At 71.3% G+C, this 22,146-nt stretch carries 21 protein-coding genes and 1 pseudogene; 4 read left to right on the top strand and 18 right to left on the bottom strand.

The genetic code is table 11. From position 1 onward, the window contains the following. Positions 1-191 precede the first annotated feature (191 nt). Entirely contained in the window at positions 192-2,009 is a 1,818-nt protein-coding gene (gene ggt / locus AB0M26_RS04215) for a gamma-glutamyltransferase (RefSeq protein WP_365254197.1), read from the bottom strand. 112 nt (positions 2,010-2,121) lie between these two features. Between ggt and AB0M26_RS04210 the strand changes: the two genes are divergently transcribed. Both AB0M26_RS04210 and AB0M26_RS04205 read left to right on the top strand, forming a co-directional pair. After that, a complete protein-coding gene (locus tag AB0M26_RS04210) occupies positions 2,122-2,868 on the top strand; it encodes a hypothetical protein (protein ID WP_365254196.1) in 747 nt (248 codons plus the stop codon). A gap of 132 nt (positions 2,869-3,000) precedes the next feature. Next, positions 3,001-4,656 (top strand): alpha/beta fold hydrolase, encoded by a 1,656-nt coding sequence (locus tag AB0M26_RS04205; RefSeq protein WP_365254193.1) that lies wholly within the window; start codon positions 3,001-3,003, stop codon positions 4,654-4,656. 133 nt (positions 4,657-4,789) lie between these two features. On the opposite strand, the gene AB0M26_RS04200 is transcribed toward AB0M26_RS04205, so the two are convergent. Next, on the bottom strand, positions 4,790-5,224 hold the full coding sequence (locus AB0M26_RS04200) for a DUF6278 family protein (protein WP_365254190.1): 435 nt from the start codon (positions 5,222-5,224) through the stop codon (positions 4,790-4,792). A 159-nt stretch (positions 5,225-5,383) separates the two neighbouring features. Here AB0M26_RS04200 and AB0M26_RS04195 point away from each other — a divergent pair, with 159 nt between their 5' ends. After that, positions 5,384-7,189 (top strand): SGNH/GDSL hydrolase family protein, encoded by a 1,806-nt coding sequence (locus tag AB0M26_RS04195; protein ID WP_365254187.1) that lies wholly within the window; start codon positions 5,384-5,386, stop codon positions 7,187-7,189. A gap of 126 nt (positions 7,190-7,315) precedes the next feature. Here the strand turns inward: AB0M26_RS04195 and AB0M26_RS04190 are convergent, their stop codons facing one another. The 12 genes and pseudogenes from AB0M26_RS04190 to AB0M26_RS04135 form a co-directional block, all read right to left on the bottom strand. Next, positions 7,316-8,113 (bottom strand): exodeoxyribonuclease III, encoded by a 798-nt coding sequence (locus AB0M26_RS04190; RefSeq protein WP_365254184.1) that lies wholly within the window; start codon positions 8,111-8,113, stop codon positions 7,316-7,318. Positions 8,114-8,155: 42 nt separating this feature from the next. Further along, the gene (locus AB0M26_RS04185) at positions 8,156-8,800 is read right to left on the bottom strand and encodes an MBL fold metallo-hydrolase (protein ID WP_365254182.1); all 645 of its coding nucleotides are present in this window, start codon (positions 8,798-8,800) and stop codon (positions 8,156-8,158) included. A 67-nt stretch (positions 8,801-8,867) separates the two neighbouring features. Further along, positions 8,868-10,166, bottom strand: a complete 1,299-nt coding sequence (gene pcaC, locus AB0M26_RS04180) for a 4-carboxymuconolactone decarboxylase (RefSeq protein ID WP_365254180.1) — start codon at positions 10,164-10,166, stop codon at positions 8,868-8,870. A 36-nt stretch (positions 10,167-10,202) separates the two neighbouring features. Then, on the bottom strand, positions 10,203-10,805 hold the full coding sequence (locus tag AB0M26_RS04175; RefSeq protein WP_365254178.1) for a hypothetical protein: 603 nt from the start codon (positions 10,803-10,805) through the stop codon (positions 10,203-10,205). After that, complete coding sequence (locus tag AB0M26_RS04170; RefSeq protein WP_365254174.1) at positions 10,802-11,950, bottom strand: ROK family glucokinase; 1,149 nt, start codon at positions 11,948-11,950, stop codon at positions 10,802-10,804. Before AB0M26_RS04170 ends, AB0M26_RS04175 begins: the two co-directional genes overlap by 4 nt. 91 nt (positions 11,951-12,041) lie before the next feature. Next, positions 12,042-12,854 (bottom strand): ATP-binding cassette domain-containing protein, encoded by an 813-nt coding sequence (locus tag AB0M26_RS04165; protein WP_365254171.1) that lies wholly within the window; start codon positions 12,852-12,854, stop codon positions 12,042-12,044. After that, positions 12,851-13,903, bottom strand: a complete 1,053-nt coding sequence (locus AB0M26_RS04160) for an ABC transporter permease (protein ID WP_365254168.1) — start codon at positions 13,901-13,903, stop codon at positions 12,851-12,853. Before AB0M26_RS04160 ends, AB0M26_RS04165 begins: the two co-directional genes overlap by 4 nt. Then, positions 13,900-14,049: pseudogene (locus tag AB0M26_RS04155) on the bottom strand (sugar ABC transporter substrate-binding protein); the annotation flags it as partial. The gene AB0M26_RS04160 and the pseudogene AB0M26_RS04155, both read right to left, overlap by 4 nt. Positions 14,050-14,332: 283 nt before the next feature. Then, a complete protein-coding gene (locus AB0M26_RS04150) occupies positions 14,333-15,334 on the bottom strand; it encodes a sugar ABC transporter substrate-binding protein (RefSeq protein ID WP_365254165.1) in 1,002 nt (333 codons plus the stop codon). Positions 15,335-15,580: 246 nt separating this feature from the next. Further along, complete coding sequence (locus AB0M26_RS04145; RefSeq protein ID WP_365254539.1) at positions 15,581-16,300, bottom strand: GntR family transcriptional regulator; 720 nt, start codon at positions 16,298-16,300, stop codon at positions 15,581-15,583. A 253-nt stretch (positions 16,301-16,553) separates the two neighbouring features. Next, positions 16,554-17,258 carry an SDR family oxidoreductase gene (locus AB0M26_RS04140; protein ID WP_365254162.1) on the bottom strand — a complete coding sequence of 235 codons (705 nt, stop codon included), beginning with the start codon at positions 17,256-17,258 and terminating at the stop codon, positions 16,554-16,556. A gap of 41 nt (positions 17,259-17,299) precedes the next feature. Continuing rightward, the gene (locus AB0M26_RS04135; protein ID WP_365254159.1) at positions 17,300-17,782 is read right to left on the bottom strand and encodes a MarR family transcriptional regulator; all 483 of its coding nucleotides are present in this window, start codon (positions 17,780-17,782) and stop codon (positions 17,300-17,302) included. Between the two features lie 51 nt (positions 17,783-17,833). Between AB0M26_RS04135 and AB0M26_RS04130 the strand changes: the two genes are divergently transcribed. Beyond that, the gene (locus AB0M26_RS04130) at positions 17,834-18,298 is read left to right on the top strand and encodes a nuclear transport factor 2 family protein (RefSeq protein WP_365254156.1); all 465 of its coding nucleotides are present in this window, start codon (positions 17,834-17,836) and stop codon (positions 18,296-18,298) included. A 413-nt stretch (positions 18,299-18,711) separates the two neighbouring features. Here the strand turns inward: AB0M26_RS04130 and eda are convergent, their stop codons facing one another. From eda to AB0M26_RS04110, 4 genes are all read right to left on the bottom strand, one after another. Next, positions 18,712-19,353 carry a bifunctional 4-hydroxy-2-oxoglutarate aldolase/2-dehydro-3-deoxy-phosphogluconate aldolase gene (gene eda / locus AB0M26_RS04125; protein WP_365254153.1) on the bottom strand — a complete coding sequence of 214 codons (642 nt, stop codon included), beginning with the start codon at positions 19,351-19,353 and terminating at the stop codon, positions 18,712-18,714. Positions 19,354-19,552: 199 nt separating this feature from the next. Further along, positions 19,553-19,885, bottom strand: a complete 333-nt coding sequence (locus AB0M26_RS04120; RefSeq protein ID WP_365254150.1) for a PfkB family carbohydrate kinase — start codon at positions 19,883-19,885, stop codon at positions 19,553-19,555. Between the two features lie 562 nt (positions 19,886-20,447). Next, entirely contained in the window at positions 20,448-20,882 is a 435-nt protein-coding gene (locus AB0M26_RS04115; RefSeq protein ID WP_365254147.1) for a ribonuclease domain-containing protein, read from the bottom strand. Positions 20,883-21,342: 460 nt separating this feature from the next. After that, positions 21,343-21,939, bottom strand: a complete 597-nt coding sequence (locus tag AB0M26_RS04110) for an HhH-GPD-type base excision DNA repair protein (RefSeq protein WP_365254144.1) — start codon at positions 21,937-21,939, stop codon at positions 21,343-21,345. Positions 21,940-22,146 lie beyond the last annotated feature (207 nt).

The following is a 22,146-nucleotide window of genomic DNA, read 5'->3' as shown; positions in this document are numbered from 1 at the left end:
CGACGCAGTCGGTGTCCCGCTGATCCGCCGGGACGGATGGTGCGCCGGCATCGCCGTCACGGTGCCTGTCGGTGGACGAACTCAGAGAAGTCGACAGCATGCACCACGGTGCCCCGACGAGCGAGACGACGGTCGCCAGGCCAGGACCCGTCTTCCCAGAAGCCCCGCGGCGCTCCTGTGAAGACCGGTCCTTACGGCATCCCCATCGGGTGCACCACCATCGCCGAGCCGCCGCCCCGGCGGGTCTTCTCCGCGGCCGCGAGCCAGCGGCCGTCGGGGAGGCGCTGAATGCCGGTGGCCGCGCCGATCTCCGGGTTCTGCTTGAACGCGTGGCCCACGGCTTCGAGTTGGCCGCGGACCGGGCTGTTCCACAGGCCCGGCTCGATCTCGGTCGTGGCCGCGTTCCGCTGGCTGGCGCGCGGGGCGGCGATGGCGTCGACGAGCGGAAGGCCGCGATCCAGGTGACCGGTCAGGGTCTGGAGCACGGTGGTGATGATCGTCGCGCCGCCGGGCGAGCCGAGAGCCACTACGGGCCGGCCGTCGTCGAGCACGATCGTCGGCGACATCGACGAGCGCGGCCGCTTGCCCGGCCCCGGCAGGTTCGGGTCGTGGACGGCCGGGTCGGCGGGGGCGAAGGAGAAGTCGGTCAGCTCGTTGTTGAGCAGGAATCCGCGCCCCGGGACCGTGATGCCGCTGCCGCCGGTCTGCTCGATGGTGAGGGTGTACGCCACGACGTTGCCCCACTTGTCGGAGGCGGTCAGATGCGTGGTGCTGTCGCCCTCGTACGTCGTGGGTGCGGCCTTGCCGCCGCTCCCGCAGTCCGCCGGGTTCCTCGGGTCACCGGGCGCGACCGGGCTCTGCAGGACCGCGTCGTCGCGGATGAGGCAGGCGCGGGAGTCGGCGTAGCGCTGCGAGAGGAGGCCCTTCGTCGGGACGTCCTCGTGCGCAGGATCGCCGACCCACCGGCCGCGGTCGGCGAAGCCGATGCGGCTCGCCTCGATGAATCGGTGCAGGTACTGCGTCTGGCTCAGCTCGGAGAGGTCGCTGTTCTCCAGCATGTTGAGCACCTCGGCGACCGTGGTTCCGCCGGAGGACGAGGGCGCCATGCCGTACACGTCGAGGCCGCGGTACGCGGTCCGGGTCGGCGCCTGGTGCTTCACGCGGTACGCACCGAGGTCCTTCCCCCGCAGATCACCCGGGCGTGCCACGCGTCCGGAGCCGGGACGGACCGGGGGCTTGCGGACGGTGTCGACGATGTCACGCGCCATCGGGCCCTCGTAGACGGCGCCGGAGCCCTCCCGGGCGAGCGTGGCGTAGGTCTTCGCCAGGTCGGGGTTCTTGAAGGTGGAGCCGACGTCCGGCAGCCGGCCGCCGGGGAGGAAGAGCTCCGCGGAGGCGGGGAAGTCACGGAAGCGGGCCTCGTTGTCCGCGGTCTGCTGCCGGAAGGTGGCGTCGACCGTGAAGCCGTCGCGGGCCAGCCGCTGCGCGGGCTTCAGCACTTGGCCCAGGGACTTGGTGCCCCAGGCGTCGAGCGCCGCATCCCAGGTGGCCGGGGTGCCGGGGGTACCGACGCTCAGGCCGCTGGTGACGGCGTCGGCGAAAGGTATCGGCTTGCCGTTCTCCAGGAAGAGGTCCTTCTCCGCGCTGAGCGGCGCCCGTTCGCGGCCGTCGATGGTCCGGACGGTGCGGTGTTTGGCGTCGTAGTAGACGAAGTAGCCCCCACCGCCGACTCCAGCCGAGTACGGCTCGGTGACGCCGAGCGCGGCGGCTGTGGCGACGGCCGCGTCCACCGCGTTGCCTCCGCGGCGGAGCACCTCGATGCCCGCAGCCGAGGCGTCCGGGTCCACGCTCGACACCGCTCCGCCGTGGCCCACCGCAACGGGGGACTTGGACGGCGTACCGGCCGCTCCGGGGCCCGGTGGCGCGGAGTGCGCGGCCGCGGCGGCCATGGAGACGACGGCCGCTCCGGCGGCCAGCAGCGACAGACTCCGGACGGCGGAACGACGCATGGAGACCTCCACGTGAACGCTGAGGAGCCGCAGCCTATCCTCGGGCGCCGCGGGCCGTCAGCAGCGTCGTCCCCCTCGAACAGGGTGCATGGCGGCGCTACCATCCCGGCCCATGAACGACGACGTGCGCAACATCGTCCTCGGCGTGATAGCCGCCGGCATCAGCGCCGCGATCGGCTGGTGCGTGCGCGCGTATCTGTGGCGCCGCACACTCCGCCGCAAGCAGCGCTTCTTCGGGCTGCCCACGAACTCCGAGTGCCTGCTGGTGGTGAACCGGGCGGCGGGCAGCGGTGACTGGACGGTCGCCCGGCGCGATGTCTTCGCGCTGCTGGAGCTGTCCGCGATCATCAAGGACTGCGGGGCGAACTCTCAGATCGTGGCGCACGACGCCGCGGAGCAGGGATTCGGCGAGCGTACGGAGTTCTGCATCGGCGGTCCGGTCTCGAATCACCGGATGGCGGCGCACCTTCGGTCGATGCTGCCGGGGGTCGTGGTGAACACGGACAGCGAACCCGGGCCGGACCGCGGTGCGTTCACGATCGCCGGTGAGCGCTACCGCATGGACAAGGGCACGGTCGAGCATGTGCTCCTGGCGCGGCTGACCGCAGGGCAGGACGGGCGCCCGGTGTTCCTCGCCAGCGGTCAGCACTCCAACGCCAATCACGCCGCCGTACGGTATCTGGCCCGCAATCACACCCGGCTGGCACGCAGGCACGGTTCGCACTCCTTCGCGCTGCTGCTGAAGGTGGTGAACTCGGACGCGTACGGGCCCGACGTGGTCGAACTCGTCGCGGACGTCACACGGACCGCGATGAGCCCGGCTCCGGCGCCCACCACCGCACGCTCCGGGGGTAGTTGAGAGACGAAGATTGTTACTGAGGCGTAACTCTCCTCAGCGTTACCAGCGGTAGTGGCCAGAGGTTACCTTTCGGGTTACTTTGCAGCGCGCGTGCTGACCCCCCACGTCAGCACCGACGTCAGGAGCCGACCCATGGGACACCCATACCCGCGCAAGGCTTTGCGTTCCTCCGCAGTCGGTGCCGTCTCGGCCGCCGTCCTCGCCGGCACGACCTTCGGCCTCGCACCCTCGGCCGGGGCGGCCCCGGCACAGCCCCCTGCCCATGCCCCCGCCCGTACGAACACCGCCCCGGCCGCAGGAGTCGCGGGCGTGCGGTTCGTCGACATCCGCGGCGAGGGCGGAACCGTACTCAAGGCCAATGTGGTCATGCCGAGCGACTCGGACGAGCCCAGCGCGTCCAACCGCCGCTACCCCGTCGTCGTCCTGCCCACGAGCTGGGCCACGCCCCAGGTCGAGTATCTGGCCCAGGCGAAGAAGCTCGCCGACTCCGGTTACATCGTGCTGAGCTACAACGTCCGCGGCTTCTGGCAGTCCGGCGGCCACATCGAGGTCGGCGGCCCCAAGGACGTCGCCGACGCCCGCAAGGTCATCGACTGGGCGCTGGAGAACACCGCGGCCGACCCCGGGCGGATCGGTATGGCCGGAATGTCGTACGGCGCCGGGATCAGCCTGCTGACCGCGGCGTTCGACAAGCGCGTACGAGCCGTGGTCTCCATGAGCGGCTGGGCCGACCTGGTCGGCTCGATCTACAGCGGCCGCACCCAGCACCTCCAGGCCTCGGCGTTCCTGGCCGGCACCGGCTACCTCACCGGCCGTCCGAGCCCCGAATTCCAGCACATGCTGCGGCAGTTCCTGGACAAGGACATCGACGACGAGCCGGAGCTGATCGCGTGGGGCCGCCTGCGCTCCCCCGCCACGTACATCGACCGCATCAACGCCAACGGCACCGCGATCATGCTCGGCAACGCCTGGGGCGACTCCATCTTCCCGCCGAACCAGTACGCGGACTTCTACGAGAAACTGACCGGTCCCAAGCGCCTGGAGTTCCGCCCGGGCGACCACGCCACCCCGGAGATCACCGGGCTGCTGGGCCTGCCGAACGACACCTGGAACAACGCGCGCCGCTGGCTCGACCACTACCTCCAGGGCGCCGACAACGGCGTCGAGAAGGAGAAGCCGGTCCAGCTCAAGTCCCGTTCCGCCGGCGACTACGAGGGCTACGACAGCTGGGCGTCCGTTCCGGCGCGGACGCGGCGCATCCCCCTCGACGGCTCGAAGCGCATCCTCGCGAACGTCGACTCGGGCGCCAACGGCGGCATCGTCATCCTCTCCAGCGCACTCGACCAGCTCTTCGAACTGCCGCCCGTGGCTTCGGTCCCGCTGCTCCCGCGCGCCTTCGCCGCCGTCTGGCAGACCGAGCGCCACGACACCCAGCAACGTGTCCGCGGCACGGTCAAGCTGCACACCACCGTCACCAGCACGGAGCGGAGCGGCACCGCGATCGCCTACCTCTACGACGTGGGGCCGCTGGGCGTGGGCAAGCTGATCACCACGGCTCCCCACACCTTCCACGGGCAGACGCCCGGCGAGCCGTTCGGCCTGGACCTGGAGCTGTATTCGACCGCGTACGACGTCCCGGCCGGGCATCGCCTCGCCCTCGTCGTGGACACCGTCGATCCGCTCTACGCCGAGCACAACCCGAGCTGGGCGAAGCTCACGTTCTCCTCCCCCGCCGACGACCCCTCGTACGTCGATGTCCCGCTGGGCACGACCGCCAGGGCCCGATAGCGCATCGGGCGGCCCGGGCTGCGCCACCTCGGGAGCGGCCCGGGCCGTCGCACGCCGCGCGGGGGGCGCAGCGCGCCCGGTGCCACCGGTCGGCGACACGGATACCGCGTGACCGCCGGCCCTCCAAGGCCCGTCAGCCCTCCGAGGCCTCCGCGTACATCTGGGACAGCTCGGGGGCCCCGGTGGCCGCCCAGTCCAGTCCCGCGCCCACGACGTCGATCTCCCGGCCCGAGGCGAGTCTGATCACCGGCTTCCCGTTCGGCCAGACCTGCCAGGCGGCCCCGGGCACCGTCCGCACGATCATGGTCCCCAGGTACAGCCCCGCGTCGTTGCCGAGCCACGGCAGCTCCTCCGGGTCGTCCCGCCAGCGGGGCAGCAGTTGGTCCAGCGCCTCCAACGACCGTGCGGAGTCATCGAGTTCGAGCCCGGCCGCGGCGGCCTGGCTGCGGAGCAGCTCGCACTCGGAGAGCAGCTCGGCCACCCCGTCGGGATCCACCTCGGACGGGAGCACTGCCACGGACGGGCGACCGTGCCGCCTGCGCCAGTTGTCCAAGAAAGGGATGTTCATATCACTCAGGTTCGCATCCGTCCCGCCGCATGCACCACAGGCGCGCTCGATGGCAGGAATTCAACCGCGGTTCAGACCGGGATGATTGACGGCGCCCGGCCTCCTCCCTACTTTCATCCCGCACCTGTCGGATCACTGCGGATGCGGGAGGGGACGGCCATGCTCGCCATACGGCGATGGATCACCGGAATCGTCGCAGTCGGGGCGGCCGTCGCCGTCGCCGCGGGCGGGGCACCGACCCCCGCCGTCGCACAGGAAAGCCGTAAGGAGCCGCTCCCTCTGGAGCGGCTCTTCGACAATGCGGCGGTCAGCGATGACGCCCGCCCCGCCGAGGCGGACTTCGACGGCACGGGGCAGTCACTGTCCGCGCAGGACCTCCGCGCGGCGGGCTGGACACCCGGCCGTACGCTCGTGCTCGACGGCGCCCGGCTGACCTGGCCCCGCTCGGCGGCCGGGCTGCCCGACAACGTCCGGGCCAATGGCCAAGCGGTGCGACTGCGCGGCCGTGGTGACGCGGTGTCGTTCATCGTCGCCGGGACGGGGGCGGGCGCCGACGTCTCCGGCACCGGCACGGTGCGCTACCGCGACGGCGGCCGCGCCTCGTACACCCTCGCCGCCCCGGACTGGCGCACCGGCCCGCTCGCCACCAAGGCCGTCGCCCTCCCGCACATCAACACTCCGGACGGGCAACGCGCGGAGAAGGTCCGGCTGTACGCGGTGACCGTGCCTGTGGACCGCGGACGGGAGATCGCGTCGGTGGTCCTTCCTCGGGACCCGGGGCACACGGCCGATCTGCATGTCTTCGCGGCCGCCGTCCGCAGCCCGGCGCAGGGGTGGACCGGTACATGGTCGGCGAGCACGTCCGGCTACGCCGCGGTGGGGCCGTGGGCCGACCGGTCCGTGCGGCTCGTCGTCCACACCAGCGCCGGCGGCCGGGGGATCCGTGTCCGGCTCGCCAACACCTTCGCGTCCGCGCCGGTGCGCATCGGGCACGCGTCGGTCGCCGTCCAGGCGTCGGGCGCCGCGGCGGCCGGGCCCCCGCAACGGCTGTCGTTCGGCGGGCGGCAGGAGGCGGTGATCCCCGCCGGAGCCGAGGTGTTCAGCGATCCGGTCGTCCGCTTCCGCGTGCCGGCCGATACGAACCTTCTGGTCAGCCTGCATCTCCCGGATCCGGTGACGGCCGCGCCGCTGCACAGCAGGACCAACCAGCTCAGCTATGTGAGCGCGCAGGGCAGCGGCGACCGCACGGCCGACACCGGCGGTGAGGCGTACTCGGGGACGATCAGCACCTGGCCTTTCCTGACCGGCGTGGACACCGGCGGCGGCCCCGGCTCCGTGGTGGCCCTCGGCGATTCGATCACGGACGGGGACAAGTCGACTCTGGGCGCCAACCGACGGTGGCCGGACGTCCTCGCCCGCCGGTTCCAGGCGCAGAGTGCCGTCCCGCGCTACGGCGTGCTGAACCAGGGCATCTCGGCGAACCGGATCGTCACCGACCGCTACCCGGGGGACGGGGTGAGCATGGACACGGGCGGGGTCAGCGCCCAGCACCGGCTGGACCGCGATGTGCTGGCGCAGACCCACGCCCGTACGGTCGTGGTGTTCGAGGGCATCAACGATATTCGCTGGGGCGCTACGCCGGAGCAGATCGTCGCGGGCCTGCGCGCCGTCGCCGAACGCTCGAAGGCACGCGGGCTGCGCATGGTCGCGGCGACGATCGCGCCCTGCGAGGGTTATCCGGACTGCACGCCGGACGTCGACGCACGGCGCACTGCCGTCAATGCGTTCATCCGGGAGAACACCGGAACCTTCGACGCGGTGCTGGACTTCGACGCGGTGATCCGCGACCCGTCACGTCCGCAGCGGATGCTCCCGGCCTACGACAGCGGTGATCATCTGCATCCCGGTGACGCGGGTCTGAAAGCTCTCGCCGACTCCATCGACCTGCGGCTGCTCGTGCCGTAAGCGCTGGGCATCATCGCGGGCGGCAGGGCACGGGGCCGCCGGAAGTGCCAACCATGGCAGGCGCCGGGGGCACTCGAGGCGCTGACCACGGCAAGCCCCAACGGCGAGCCCCGGGGCCGCCCGAGGTCAGATCTGCCGGACGGCCGCACCGTCCAGATCGACCACGACCGGTGCGTGGTCGGAGGCTCCCTTGCCCTTGCGCTCCTCGCGGTCCACGTAGCTGTCCTTGACCGCGCCCGCGAACGCCTTGTTCCCGTACACCAAGTCGATACGCATACCGCGGTTCTTGGGGAAGCAGAGCTGGCGGTAGTCCCAGTACGTGTACGGGTGGTCGTACTTGAGCGGGCGCGGGACGACGTCGGTGAGACCGAGGCCGCGCAGCGATTCGAGGGCGGCCCGCTCGGCGGGGGTCACATGTGTGAGCCCCTCGAAGGCGGAGCGGTCGTACACGTCCTCGTCGGTGGGCGCGATGTTGAAGTCGCCGAGGACCGCGAACGGCCGCCCCGCGGCGGCGTCCCCGCTCACCGCGGCGCCCAGTGCCTCCAGCCACTGCAGCTTGTACGCGAAGTGCGCGTGGTCCACCTCGCGGCCGTTCGGCACGTACACCGACCAGACGCGAACGCCGTCGCAGGTCGCGGAGATGGCCCGCGGCTCCTGCACGCCGTCGTACCCCGGGCCGCCGGGCAGGCCGGGCGTCACCTCGCCGAGGCCGACGCGGGAGACGATCGCGACGCCGTTCCACCTGCCGTCCGCGTGGACCGCCGACTCGAAACCCAGCGCGCGGAGCTCCTCGCGCGGGAACTGCTCGTCGGTGCACTTGGTCTCCTGGAGGCACAGCACGTCAGTGCCGCTGCTCTCCAGCCAGGCAAGAAGCCGGGGCAGCCGGGCGGTGATCGAATTGACGTTCCAGGTGGCGATGCGCATGGGGACGAATGTACAGGCCGCCACCGACAGCCCCGTCCGCGCTCAGAGCGCGAGCGACTCCCCGGGGGCCAGCCGGTCGTGGCGGGCGCCGGCGACACCGGGACCGTCGGGCCCGAGCATCCGGTCGTACACCGGCCGCGCGATGTCGGTGAGCAGACCGTCGTGCACGTCGACCGCCCGGTGCGGCGCGACCTCGCGGACGTAGTCGATGACTTCGGCGATCTTGTTCCACGGCGCGTGCACGGGCAGCATCAGGGTCTCGACGGGTCGCCCGGGGACGGTGAGCGCATCGCCCGGGTGGAACACCGAACCGTCCACGAAATAGCCCACGTTGGTGATCCGCGGGATGTCGGGGTGGATGACGGCGTGCAGTTCGCCGTGCACCTCGATCTCGAAGCCCGCCGCGCTGAACGTGTCGCCGTGGCCCACCGTGTGGACCCGGCCGGGGAAGGCGGCCGAGATCCGGTCGGCGACGCTGCGCAGGGTCCAGATCTCCGCTGACGGATCGGCCTCCAGCGCGGCTCGGAGCCGCTCCTCGTCGAAGTGGTCGAGGTGCTCGTGGGTGACGAGGACCGCCTCCGCCCCGACCGCGGCGTCCTTCTCACTGAAGCCGCCCGGGTCGATGACGAGCACCCGCCCGTCCTTCTCCAGCCGGATGCAGGCGTGGCCCTTCTTCGTGAGCTGCACGGGTCGTCCTCCCGACGGTCCGGTGGCGTCCTGCGAATGAAGTGGTGCGGGGATCTTCGCGGAGAATCTACTCCTGGGGAGTCGTCTCCTGCCGTATGACCTCCCGGGCGACGCGGAACGCCGAATGGGCCGCCGGGACGCCGCAGTAGACGGCCGTGTGCAGCAGCACCTCGCGTATCTCGTCGGGGGTGAGGCCGTTGCGCAGCGCGGCGCGGGTGTGGAACGCCAGCTCCTCGACGTGGCCGCCGGCCACGAGCGCGGTGAGGGTGATGACGCTGCGGGTGCGGCGGTCGATGCCGGGCCGTGTCCACACCTCGCCCCAGGCGTAGCGGGTGATCAGTTCCTGGAAGTCGCGGGTGAAGTCGTCCCCGTCGGCCACGGCCCGGTCCACGTGTGCATCGCCGAGCACCGCCCGGCGCACCTTCATGCCCTGCTCGTACGGATCCGGGCGCGGTGGCTCGACCTCCGGCGGGGCCTCGGCGGACCCCGGCTCCGCGTCCGGCGGGACGACGGCGTGGCTGCCGGTCCTCGGCGCGGCGGTGGACGGCACCGGCCGCAGCAGGGTCGTCTGCCCCCCGGAACCGTGCCTCTCCTGCCCGGAGCTGTCCAAGTGGCTTACGAGCAGGTCCGTGACGGCCGCGGGCTGCTCGACCGGAACCAGGTGCGAGGTGCCGGGTACCAGCGCGAGCCGGGCGTCCTTTATTCCGGCGACCAGCACACGGGCGTCGGCGGGCGTGGTGACCGCGTCCTCGGATCCGGCGACGACGAGCGTCGGCACCTCGATCCGCTCCAGCGAGGAGCGGATGTCGAAGGCGGCGAGGGCCTCGCAGGCGGCGATGTAGCAGCCGGGATCGGTGGTGCGCACCATCTGCACCGACCAGTCGGCGATGGCCTGCTGGAGGGAGGCGAAGTCGGGCGTGAACCACCGCTCCGGGACGGAACGGGCAATCGGCTCCAGCCCGTTGGTACGCACGATCACACCGCGCTGCCGGTACTCGTCGGCGGTGCCGAAGCGCGCGGAGGCGGAGACGAGGGCAAGGGCGGCCAGCCGCCGCGGCGTGCGCAGCGCCAGATCGATGCCGACCGCGCCGCCCAGCCCGCACCCGGCGTAGCTGAAGCGCTCGATGCCCAGCTCGTCGAGGGTCGCGAGCAGGCGGTCGGCGAACTCGGCGACCGAGGCGACGGGGTGGGCGGGGGCTCCCCCGTGGCCGGGCAGGTCGTAGCGGAGAACCCGCCGGCGCCCGGCGAGTTCGGGAATCTGCCGGTCCCACATGTGCCACGTGGTGCCCAGGGCGGGGCCGATCACGAGGACAGGGGCGTCCTGCGGACCGTCGATCCGGTGCTGAAGGGTCTTGCTCTCGCTCACGTTCGCCACGCTATCCGGCGCCCCGGGGCGGCTGGGTCAGGGGGTCACGGTGGAGACGATGTAGACCTTGGGGTGGGCCTTGTTCGCAAAATCGACCGTGATGTCCTGCACGGGTTCGGGCCTGGGGTGCCTGTGGACCGTACCCGCCCACTTCGACTCGGCGCCCGCTCCGAGCTGCCAGCCCACCGCCGCCGCCTCCTTGGTGCTGATGGTGACCTTGCCCTGCTCCAGGGAGGATCGGCTGGTGCCGATCCGGCCGAGGAAGGTGTCCAGCCCGTCCTGCGATGTGACGAACTGCACGTAGAGCTTGCTGATCTTCCAGGAGTTCGTTTCGTAATAGGCGACGTCGGCGGAGTACGCCGGGATGGGCACGTCGTAGATGCGGCGGGTCACGCGGGACGGCCACCCCTCGGTGAGGCCCGTCGCGGCGGCCTTGCCCTCCTTGTCGCGGCCGCTGTCCCGGCTCTGCTTCGCGGAGATCGCCAGATAGCCCGCCGGGATGCCGATCAGCAGCACCACGATGAGCAGGGTCAGGATCCGGCGGCGGGTGCTGGGCGGTGTCCGCCGTGGGTCCTCTCCCCCGTTGCCGGGGGCGGAGGGGGTCTGGCGGGGGACGGCCGGTCGGTCGGCCATGGTCATCGACGGCTCCCTCGGAGGCCTTGGGCGTACTGCGCATACCGCTCGTAGCGCTGATAGCGCTCGACGCGGCGCCGGGTGGCGCGGCGGAAGCGGCGGGCGACGAGCCGGGCGAGGTCGGCGGCGCCGACGAGCCCCGCCTCGTTGCCGAGCTGCGCCTTGATGATACGGGCCTCCGGCCGGTAGCCGCGCCCGGTGAGGTGGCGGCGGAAGGCGTCCCGGGCCGGGCCGATGAGCAGGTCGTCGGCCGAGCTGACCCCGCCGCCGATGACGAAACAGGAGGGGTCGAGAGCGGCGGCGAGGTTGGCGATGCCGACGCCGAGCCACTGGCCGATGTCCTGGAGGAGCTCGACGCACATGGCGTCGCCCTCGCGCGCGAGCTCGGTGATCAGGGGCCCGGTGATCTCGGAGATGTGGCCGCCGACGCGGTCGATGATGTTGTACGCGACCGGGGAGTCGGCGACGGCCAGCTCGCGGGCCTCGCGGACCAGGGCGTTGCCCGAGCTGTACTGCTCCCAGCAGCCGCGGTTGCCGCACGGGCAGCGGTGGCCGCCGGGGACGACCTGCATATGCCCGAACTCACCGGCGACCCCGTAGCGGCCGCGCTTGACCTGGCCGCCCTCGAGGATCGCGCCGCCGATGCCCGTTCCGAGCGTGATCATGACGAGGTGGTCCTCGCCGCGTCCCGCACCGAACCGCCACTCCGCCCAGGCGGCCGTGTTGGCGTCGTTGTCCACCATGACGGGGACGGCGAGGCGGGCGGCGAGGGCGTCCCGGAGAGGCTCGTCGCGCCAGGAGAGGTGGGGCGCGAAGAGGACGCGGGAGCGGTCGGCGTCGACCCAACCGGCGGCGCCGATGCCGACGGCGTGCACGTCGTGCCGGTCGGAGAGGTCGAGGACCAGCTCGGCGATGGTGTCCTCGACGACCTTGGGGCTCTTGGACTTGTCCGGCGTCTCGGTGCGCAGCTTCTCGAGGATGTTGCCGTCGGCATCGACGACACCGGCCATGACCTTGGTGCCGCCGATGTCGATGCCGACGGTGGGGACGCGAGGGGCGGTGAGGTGCGAGCGGCGCTCGCGGGTGCCGACGGTGCGCAGGACGGTCACCCTGGCCGAGCCGCGGTGTGCCGGCTCGCGGTACGTGCTCATCTCGTCCCTAGGTGGTCGCGGACATGCGGTACTGCTGGCGATTCTGCCAAACGGGACCGACACCGGCCTCCGCACGTCCGGTCCTCGCAGCTCAGGCCTTGTCGGCGGCCGCCTTCAGATGCTCGGGTACGGGCGCCCGCTTCAGCTCGTGGCTCAACTCCTCCAGCTCCGAGCCGCCCGCCATCTGCCGTGTCAGCTCGTCGAGGGTGATCTCGTCCCTGGTGTAGCTGCCGGACATCGTGCCGCGCTTGAGCAGGACGAACCGGTCGCCCACGAGGTAGGCGTGGTGCGGGTTGTGGGTGATCAGCACGACGCCGAGACCGGCGTCCCGGGCCGCCGCAACGTACTTGAGGACCACGCCGGACTGCTTGACGCCCAGCGCGGCCGTCGGCTCGTCGAGGACGAGCACCTGGGCACCGAAGTAGACGGCGCGGGCGATGGCCACGCACTGGCGCTCGCCGCCGGACAGGGTGCCGATCGGCTGGTCGACGTCGCGCAGGTCGATGCCCATCCGCAACAGCTCGCTTCGGGTCGTCTCGCGCATCTTCTCCACGTCGAGGCGGCGGAAGGGGCCCTTGCCCCTGGTGGGTTCGGAACCGAGGAAGAAGTTCCGCCAGACCGGCATCAGCGGGACGACGGCGAGGTCCTGGTAGACCGTGGCGATGCCGCGGTTCAAGGCCTCGCGCGGAGAGTCGAGGGTGGTCTCGTCACCGTCGACGGTGAACGTGCCGGCATCGTGCTGGTGCAGCCCCGCGATGATCTTGATGAGGGTGGACTTTCCCGCTCCGTTGTCGCCGAGGACGCAGGTGATCTCACCCCGGTGCACTTCGAGGGAGACGTCTTGGAGGGCCTTGATGTTGCCGTAGAACTTGCTCACACCGGTGAGCCGGACCAGTGCGGTCATGCGCGTGCCTCCGCCCGCTTGCGGACCCATGCGTTGAGCAGGGTGGCCAGGAGCAGCATCGCTCCGAGGAAGAACTTGAACCAGTCGGGATTCCACTCGGCGTAGACGATGCCCTTGCTGGTCATGCCGAAGATGAAGGCGCCGACGGCCGAGCCGATCGCGGATCCGTAGCCGCCGGTCATCAGGCAGCCGCCGATGACGGCCGCGATGATGTAGAGGAATTCGTTGCCGATGCCCTCGCCGGACTGGACGACGTCGTAGCTGAACAGCAGGTGCTGGCCGGAGATCCAGGCGCAGAGGGCGACGCCCATGTAGAGCCCGATCTTCGTCCTGGCGACCGGGACACCGACGGCGCGCGCTGCCTGGGGGCCGCCGCCCGAAGCGAAGATCCAGTTGCCGATACGGGTGCGCAGCAGGATCCAGGTGGCGAGCGCGACGAGGGCGAACCACCACAGGACGGTGACCGACAGGTCGACGTCGCCGATGCTCAGGCGGGAGGCGAAGAGCGTCTTGGCCGACTCGAAACCCTCCATGTCGCCGATCGCTTTGGTGGAGACCGTGCTGCTGATGAGCTTGGTGAAACCGAGGTTGAGGCCGGTCAGCATCAGGAACGTGCCGAGCGTGATGATGAAGCTCGGCAGCTTCGTACGCACCAGCAGGAAGCCGTTGAAGAAGCCGATGCCGAGGGTCATGACGAGCGAGACCGCGACACCGGCCCAGACGTTGGCCGTCATCTGGTAGCTGAACATCGACGAGATGAGCGACGAGGACGTCACCATGACGCCAGTGGACAGGTCGAACTCGCCGCCGATCATCAGCAGGGCGACCGGGACGGCCATGATGCCGATGGTCGACGACGCGTAGAGAACCGTGCTGAGGCTCTGCGCCTGCAGGATGCTGTCGGCCACCGCGGCGAAGAAGATGAACACGGCGGCGGCGCCGACGATCGCTCCCAGCTCGGGCCGGCCCATGAGGCGGCGTATCAGGGAGGTTTCGAGCAGCCGCTCGTCCCGGGTGGTGGTGGTCGGTGTCTTGGCAAGGACTGTCATCGCGTTCCCCGCTTCGTGTGCTCCTGCAGCTCGGCGGCGTCCTTCTCGCTGATCGTCTGCGGGCCGGTGAGCACCGGCCGGCCGCCGCCGAGGCCATCGGCGTTGTATTGGTGGAGCCGGAGGGGGTCGACCGCCTCGTAGCATTCCTTCGCCTTGACGGCGGTGTCGGCGGTGGTCGCGTCGGCCGCGCGCCTGCCGCCCGTACTGCTGCGCCGCGCCGGGGTGGCGCGGAATGCTGCCGACTTCAGGGCGCCCATCGCTCGCGTGCCTGTCCGAACCCGTGCCACGAAGACGTGCCTCTCTCACTGTTCTCACCGGTCGCGGCGTGCACCGCGCTCCGTATCGCCTGGTGTCCGTCCTGGTGCGGCCGTGTCCGGGAGCTTCCGGGCACGGCCGCCCAAGTATCCGTGACGGGTGCTTCCCGCCTGGTCATCGGGTGCCGCGGGCCGTGTACTTCTCCAGCCGCGGCACGTCCTTGCCGGTGACGACCGCGGGCCCCGTGAGCACCGGCTTGCCGCCGCCGAGGACGTTGGCGTTCGTCTTGTAGAGCCACAGCTCGTCGATCGCCAAGTAGCCCTGGAGGTACGGCTGCTGGTCCACCGCGAACCCGATCTCCTTGGCCTTCAACGACTTCACGACCTGGGCGTTGAGGTCGAAGGTGTCGATCTCGGCCTTGCTGCCCGCCTGTTCCTTGGCCTTGACGGAGGCCGCCGCGAAGGGCGCGCCGAGTGTGACGATGGCGTCGATGCCCTTGTCCGACTGCAGCTTGGCCTCGATGGACGACTGCGTGGCGGGCATGTTGGTGCCCTCGACGTTGAGCGTCTGCAGCGAGCCCTTGAAAGTCTTCTTCGCTCCCTCGCACCGATCCTCGAGGGAGACGTTGCCCTGTTCGTGGATGACGCAGAGGGCCTTCTTCCGCCCGCGCTCGTTCAGCTCCTCGCCGACCGCTTCACCGGCAACGGCCTCGTCCTGGCCGATGTGCGACAGGGCGCCGAACCGCTTGGAGAACTGGCCGCCGGAGTTGATGGTGACCACGGGGATGCCGGCCTTGACGGCCTTGGCGATCTCGTCCTTGAGGGCGTCGGGTTTGGCGAGCGTGACGATCAGGCCGTCGACCTTCTTGTTGATCGCGGTGCGGACGAGCTGGGCCTGCTCGTCCCCCTCCTTGTTCGCGGAGTAGAGGAACTCCACGTTGTCCTTGGCCGCTGCCTGCTTCGCACCGCTCTGGACGATGTCCCAGAACGTGTCGCCCTCGCCCGAGTGCGTCACCATCGCAATCTTCAGCCGCGGGGTGTCCACGCCCTTGCCGCTGCCGCCGCCCGCTGCCGCGTCCTCGGACTTCTTGCCGCCTGAGCTGCTGCAACCGGCGACCGCGAGCGCGATGGCCGCGGTGAGTACCGCCGCCGTACGAATCCTGGGTCTGCCCGCCATGGTGGCTCCGCCTTCCCTCCTGGGCCGCATCGTTACGGCTGGAGGAGTTCTAACGGCGGGCGGCAGGCCACGTCAATACTTTGTCCGAACATTCTTACGCGGAAGCGGTGCGCGGCCTCTGCAGGCACCGGCTCAGCACAGTACGGGGAGCGGCCCCGCGCCGCACCAGGGGCCCGGGCCGGGGCCGTACGGGGCGCGACGGCGGACATGCCCGAAGGAGGCCAAGTGCCGTACGGAGACTCCGCGTCAGGGCCGGACGAGCAACTGGAACTCGAAGGCGTAGCGGGACGCCCGGTAGATGTGCGACCCGAACTCGACCGCGCGGCCGGTGTCGTCGAACGTCGTCCGCTGCATCGTCAGCACCGGCGCCCCCTCCGGCTCGGCCAACTGCTCGCCCTCGTCCGCGGTCGCGGCGCGTGCGCCGACCGCTTGGCGGGCGCTGTGCAGCGTGATGCCCGCCTCGCGCATGAGGCGGTAGAGACCCGTGGCTTCCAGTCGCGCCGTGTCCAGATCGAGGAGACCGGCCGGAAGATGGTTGCGGAGATGGGCCATGGGCTCGCCGTGCGCGAGGCGGAGCCGCTCGACGAGGACCACATCGGATCCCTCGGGGACGCCGAGCGCCGCCGCGACCTCGGCGCCGGCGGGTTCCGTGGTGTTCACCAGGACACGGGTCGCGGGGCGCTGACCCGCGGCTTCCAGGTCGTCGTAGAGGCTGCTCAGTTCGAGGGGGCGCTTGACCTGGCTGTGCACGACCTGGGTGCCGACCCCACGGCGACGGACCAGCAGCCCCTTGTCGACGAGCGACTGGATGGCCTGGCGGACGGTGGGGCGGGACAGGCCGAGCCTGCCCGCCAGCTCGATCTCGTTGCCGAGCAGGCTGCCGGGCGAGAGCCTGCCCTTCTCGATCGCCGCCTCCAGCTGCTGGGAGAGCTGGAAGTAGAGGGGGACCGGGCTGCTGCGGTCCACGCTGAGCTGGAGAGACCCGGTGGGGTCTGCCTCTTGCTGCTTCGCCACGCAGGTGAGACTAGCCGCAAGCACTGATGACGGGAAGTCGTGAAGTCCGATTGTCCGGACATTTGGGACGGCGGCCCGGCCGCCGCACGTCCGCAGTACCCGGCCGGTCCGTCGCGACCAGGGCAACCCGTCCGTCGCGACCAGGGCAACCCATTCCGCCGTCACAAGGCAACCCGTCCGCCGCGACCAGGCAACCCGTTCCGTGTCACCAGGGCAGCGGCCGCCCGTCCCGGAAGAACCCGCCCGTCGGGCCGTCGTCCGGAAGCGTTGCCGCCCACACGACGCTCTCGGCGCCCTCTCCCACCGGGCGCCCTCCGGCCCCGCCCATGTCGGTGGCGACCCAGCCGGGGCAGACGGCGTTCACGAGCACCCCGTCGCCGCGGAACTCGGCCGCGAACATCACGGTCAGGGCATTGAGCGCGGCCTTGGTGACGGAGTAAGCGGGGGTGCCCGCGCCCATGCTCGCCAGCGAGCCGGACTCGCTGGAGACGTTCACGACGCGCGGGTGGGCGCTCGCGCGCAGCAGCGGGGCGAAGGTCTGGATGAGCCGCCAGGGCCCGTAGAGATTGGTCTCGGCGGCCTCCCGTACGACGTCGAGGTCCGCGGCGGAGGGCCGCTGCCAGGTGTCGTAGGTGATGGCGGCGTTGTTCACCAGGACATCGAGGCGGCCGTACCGCTCCGTGACCGTAGCCGCCGCGCGCTCCACCGAGGCGGCGTCGGTGACGTCGAGCCGCAGCGGTTGGACCGTCCCCGTCCCGACCGTTGAGGCCAGACCGGACGCGACGGTTTCGGCGGCCGCCTGCGAGCGGGCCGTGAGCAGAACCGTCTGCCCGCGTGCCGCCAGCCGTCGCACGGTCTCCCGGCCGATGCCGCGACTGCCGCCCGTGACCAGCGAGATGGTGGTGTCCATGGAGCCCACGGTACGGCGCATCCACCCGGCGCCCGCCCGGATCACTGCGGAGGTCTGACATCCCGTCGACGAACCGCGGCGGTGCCGCCCAGTTCATCCAGGATCCGGGCCAGCAGGGCGCGATGCCCGGCGAGTTCGCGCTTGCCGAACCGCGCGGCCAGGCGCTCGTCGAGCGCCGCCCGTGCTGCGCGCGCGACCTCGACCCCTTCGCGCCCGCGCGCGGTGAGCCGTACGCGGCGGACGCGGGCGTCGCGGTCGTCCGGGATGCGCTCGACGCAACCGAGGCGTTCGAGCTCGGCCACCGCCTTGGAGGCGCCCTGCTGGGTCATGTCCAGCCGGTCGGCCAGCTCGCCCACCGTGGGCTGCGCATCGATGAGGTGCTGGAACACATAGCCGTGGGAGAACCGCAGATCGCCGAAGCCCCGGGCGCTCAACTCGTCCTGGACGGCCCCTGCCGCGGCGAAACCGACGAAGAGGGCCAGGGTGCCGGTGTCCAGCTCACGGGGTTCCACGTCCTGTCGCATGACGTCCATCCTGCATTTGACAACCAAGGTTGTACAACTATGGTTGTAGACATGTCCGAGCTTCAGCAGACCCAGTACCAACAGACCCAGTTCCAGCAGACCGAGTTCCAGCAGCACCCCCTCATCGACCTGGCCGTCCGCTACCACGGGGCGGTCTCACGCTTTGCGCTGGGCGACGAACTCGCCGCCTTCTTCCACGAGGACGCGATCCACCACGAGCTGCCCAACGCGCTTTGCCCCGACGGCGCCGTACGCGATCGGGCGGCCCTGGGCGCAGCGGCCGAGGCAGGGCGCAAGGGCCTCAGCGACCAGAACTTCGAGGTGCTCAACGCGGTGGCCGCGGAAGACCGGGTGGCTCTTGAAGTACTGTGGACCGGCACGCTCGCCCGCCCGCTGGGCGACCTACCCGCGGGCCACGTCCTGCGGGCCCACATCGCCACCTTCCTCACGTTCCGCGACGGCAAGATCGTCTCCCAGCGGAACTACGACTGCTACGAACGCCTCATCCCCGCCTGACAGTTGGGCTTCTGAAGAGGTGACCGCGGAGCGGTGCCCGCGTCGTCGCCCGCGTTGGGCCACTGCTTACAGGGGCCGGGCCGGAGCCCACGCAGGGGTCGGGCCGGAGCCCACGCGGGAGTACGGACCGCTGGCGACCGGGGCCCGGTGCATTGCGGCGCGGGCATTGCGGCGCGGGCATTGCGGCGCGGGCATTGCGGCCCCCACCCCGGCAAGGGGCCGAGGAGCCCCGACCCGGGGTGGGGCCGCATCAGCCGGTCGGAAGCGGTGACCGAAAGCGGTTACGGGTTGGTGGGTCCCTTCCGCGCCGGACGGCGCAGGTCTTCACGCCGGACGGCGCACGTTCTCGCCCCGGACAGCGCCGACCCCCGCACCGTACCGCGTCGTTCAGGCTCGGATGGCGTCGTTCCGCCTCAGACGCCGTTGGACGCCGGGGCCGCTTCCGCCACCCGCGCGAGCAGGTCCGCGACCCGCTTCGCCACGGCGACGCGGTCGCCCTCCGCGAGCGCCGATCCCATCCCGACCGCGGCCGCGCCCGCCACGATCCAGTCCGGGGCGTCCTCGACCGTCACGCCCCCCGTGGGCAGCAGCGGTGCCTGCGGAAGCGCCGCCAGCACATCCGCGACCCAGCGCGGGCTGTGGTCGGAGGCCGGGAAAACCTTGATGGCGTCCGCGCCGAGTTCCATGGCCCGCACGATCTCGGTCGGGGTGGCGACGCCGGGGAATACCGGCACGCCGTAGCGGTGGGCCGTACGGATCACGTCGGCGTCCAGCGACGGCGACACGAGGAAACGGGCGCCCGCGTCGATCGCCATGCGCGCGGACGGGGCGTCGAGCACCGTCCCGGCCCCGATCAGCGCCTCGTCACCGACCTCCCGGCTCAGGGTCGTGACGGCCTCCAGCGCGAAGGGCGTGGTCAGTGAGATCTCCAGGGTTCTGATCCCCCCGGAGATCAGGGTGTCGGCCGCTGCTGCGGCCTCGTCGTAGCTCCCGGTACGGATGATGGCGAAGACCCGCTGTGCCAGCGCGGCACGGGTGATCTCCCAGCGGAACACGGCAGTTGGCCGCCTTTCTCGGTCGGGCGCGCGTCGAGTCGTACGTCGTACGCCATAGGTCGTACGTGTTGCATGGTGCGTCGTACGTGGTGCTCGTGGGGGGGCTCGGGGCCGGTGGGCTCTGGGCCGTACTGGTCGGCGGGTCGGCGGGTCGGCGGGTCGGCATTTCAGTTTGGGGGCGACGGGTGCGATGTGCGGGTCAGCGGTGGACGGAATCGCCGCTCTCGGTGAAGGCGGTCAGGGCGCGGTCCCGGGCGGCGGTGGTCGGCAGACCGTCGGTGTCCACCGGGCCCTGGGCGACGAGCGCGGCGACGCAGGCCGCCTCGGCCGGCGCCTCCGGCCCGGGCAGCCCGCGCAGCCGGCCGGACGGATAGCCGGCGGCGAAGGCGTCGCCCGCGCCGGCCGGATCGGCGAGCGGCACCTCGAAGGGCCGCCGGGTCCACCGCGCGCCGTCGGTGACGGCCGTCGCGCCGTCGTCCACGCGCCTGATCACGATCGTACGGGCGCGACAGGCCTCCAGCAGCTCGGCCACGGCCGCGTCGGCGGGCTGGGAAGGGAGCAGCTCCGGTTCCCCTTGCCGATCCGGTGCGTGGGGTGGCCGAGGCGGGCGAGTCCCGCGGCCACGTTGGACTCGGTGCCCGCGACGGAGCGGCGGAAGTGCACGGCACGGTCGAGCGGAACGCCGGGCTCCGCGAGGAGAAGCGGCATCGCCTCCCCGCATGTGACCGCCCAGTGCCCGTTTCCCCACCCTTGCCTCCGCTGCTCGCCCGTACGCCTCGTACGCTCGCATCTGCCGGAACCGTACCGGTCGGCTCCGACAACGCCCGCGCCGGGGGCACGGCTTCCGGTCCGGCCCGTCGCCCCGGACCGAAGCACGGCCGTGTGCCGCAGAGCCGGTCCCCGATGCGTGCCTGGTCAGGCGGGGCGAGGAGGCGCGGCGGATACGGGCTGCGGCGCGGCGGATACGGGCTGCGGCTGCGGCGGGCCCGGGGTCGGGCGCATGACCGGGAGGCGGCGGGGCTCGCGAACGACCGAGCGGCGACCGCTTGTGGGGGAGAGCGGCCGCCGCGGCGGTGGTGGTCAGGACGCTGCTGTCAGCAGGTGTGATCGACGAGGTCGAACGACTCGTAGTGGTTGGCGGTGTAGTAGTCCTCCTTGTCCTTCTCACCGGTGACGATGCGCCGGGCACCGCGGTCCGGGGAACCGGGAGTCTCGACCGTGTACTCGTGGTAGTACCCGGACTCCTGCTCGGGAAGGACGCCCTCCCGGTTCGAGAAGACGCCACCGTCCTCCGGGTACGGGTACGGGCCGCCCTTCTCGATCAGGTCGAGCGTCTCGTGCGCTTCCTTCGGCAGCTTGGACTCGCAGATGTCGCCGACGTCGGCTGCCTGTCGGGCGACCTGAGTGCGCTGGACGGGGGCGGGTCCGGCGTCGGTCGCAGCCGACGCGAGCGCGGGACCGCCGATCAGAAGGGATGTCGAGAGGGCGCCGAGAGCGCCGATCCTGAGGAATCGTGGGGGGATTCGCATACCGTTCAGCATGACGCGCGTAGAGCGCATCATGTCAACGCCAAGTCACTGAAGTTTCCCAGGAGTTCACAGGATCTGCGCACCCGTACCGGTCCAAAACGGCGCAGGCGCAGACCCCTTGCGTCGCTCTCCACGCCGCCGCGCGACCCTCTTGGGCAACGATGGCGCAGTGTCGCCAACTCCTCCCCGCCGGCCCCGTGCCGAGTCGTGACCACCCACCGTGGGAGAGAGCATGACCGCATGCTCGTCCGGGCCGTCCGGGCCGTCCGGGCCGTCCGGGCCGTCCGGGTCGTCCGGGCCCGGCCGCCGCGTGGAACTCCCTCTCCTCCGGGGACATGGAGAGGGCGGCCGGTCAGTGCTTCCGGGACGTCGGTGTGCCGGGGATCGTGGCCGACCGCCGCTCCCCCTGCGGGAGTTGGCAACGTGACGGATCAGGACTGCTCAGCGACGCCGGCCCGGATCAGGATTTCTTCGCGGCCTGCGCTGCCTTGGCGGCGCGCTTGGCCTCCTGCTTGTACGCGCGCACCTTGCTCAGCGACTCGGGTCCGGTGATGTCCGCGACCGAGCGGTGCGAACCCTCCTCGCCGTAGGCGCCCGCCGCCTCGCGCCACCCGTCGGGCGTGACGCCGTACTGCTTGCCCAGCAGCGCGAGGAAGATCTGCGACTTCTGTTTGCCGTAGCCGGGGAGGGCATTCAGCCGGGCGAGGAGGTCCTTGCCGTCGGCCGCCTCGCGCCACACCCGGGCCGCGTCGCCGTCGTAGTGCTCGACCAGGTACTGGCAGAGCTGCTGGACGCGCTTGGCCATCGAACCGGGGTAACGGTGCACGGCGGGCTTGGTCGAGAGCAGGTCGGCGAACGCCTCCGGCTCGTAGGCGGCGATCTCGTGGGCGTCCAGATCGTCACCGCCCATGCGCGTCGCGATGGTGTACGGGCCGGTGAAGGCCCATTCCATGGGGACCTGCTGATCGAGGAGCATGCCGATGAGGGCCGCCAGCGGGCTGCGTCCGAGCAGCTCGTCGGCCTCGGGCTGTTGCGCGAGCCGGACTGTGGTGTTCATGGACCCATGGTCCCCCGGTCCCCGGCTCCTGCGCGACCTCGGTGGGATCCCGTGGCTCCGAGCCGAGCGGCCCCGACCCGCGTACGGCAGCGCAGGCCGCCACACGCGCCCGTCACCGTAGGTCACGCGCACCTAGGCCACCCGCCCCCCGGGGCGGAGCCATCGGTCCCGCCAGGACATGCGGGCCCGCGGTCCCGGAGCGGTCAG

This window comes from Streptomyces sp. NPDC051776 (assembly GCF_040681345.1).
Taxonomy (GTDB): Bacteria; Actinomycetota; Actinomycetes; order Streptomycetales; family Streptomycetaceae; genus Streptomyces.
This window is presented reverse-complemented; position numbering and strand designations above follow the sequence as displayed.